The 621-nt window shown below is 41.9% G+C and carries 1 protein-coding gene; it reads left to right on the top strand.

What is annotated here, in order from left to right; all coding sequences use genetic code 11:
• The first annotated feature begins 158 nt into the window (after positions 1 to 158).
• A complete protein-coding gene (locus tag C5471_RS23450) occupies positions 159 to 431 on the top strand; it encodes a PAAR domain-containing protein (RefSeq protein ID WP_133813395.1) in 273 nt (90 codons plus the stop codon).
• Positions 432 to 621 lie beyond the last annotated feature (190 nt).

Below are 621 nucleotides of genomic sequence, written 5' to 3'. Positions count from 1 at the left end.
CCGATGCTTGTCAGCGGATTCTGGCGAACTGACAGCCAGCCTGACAAACAATATTTCTTTGTTCAGGGCGCAACTGCCTTTGATATTCAGGGAGCAGAACCGGGAACAACCGTATGGCATCTGATCCGAGAAGCAGAAAATAGAGAGGAGTCAATATAATGCGAAGTGTAGTAGAAGGAAGACAAATTATCCTTAACGGTGATACCACGACAACCGGAGGAAACGTTTTAAATGGTTCTGATTTGGTCAACCAACAACTGGAGGTTGCCCGTAAAGGTGATCCGGTATTTTGTCCTGCCTGTAAACAAACCGGTGCCATTGCGGAAGGTTCTAACTTGTTCAATATACAGGGAATACCTGTTGCACTGGCGGGACACCTTGTTAATTGTGGTTGCCCGACCGGAGCCTGTCGATTAAAGGTACGGTCATAAAGATCAAACGCCAAAGCCATTAATTAAAATACCCACAAAACACAAGGCAGGCTTTAAGTTGTTATTAAACGTCATTTTTTTAACTGATGATTTTAATCGGTATAAAGTTTTAACCGTTTTTTTACCCCTTTTAACGCCTGCTTTTTATTAAGTTTAATCATCATCCGCTATCATGTTTTACGTTTAACAA

It is taken from the genome of Photorhabdus tasmaniensis, from assembly GCF_011189505.1.
In the GTDB taxonomy this organism is placed as follows: domain Bacteria; phylum Pseudomonadota; class Gammaproteobacteria; order Enterobacterales; family Enterobacteriaceae; genus Photorhabdus; species Photorhabdus tasmaniensis.
This window is presented reverse-complemented; position numbering and strand designations above follow the sequence as displayed.

Excerpts from the sequence above, each read along its gene's own strand:
- C5471_RS23450 (WP_133813395.1), top strand. The coding sequence starts at position 159 with ATGCGAAGTGTAGTAGAAGGAAGACAAATTATCCTTAACGGTGATACC.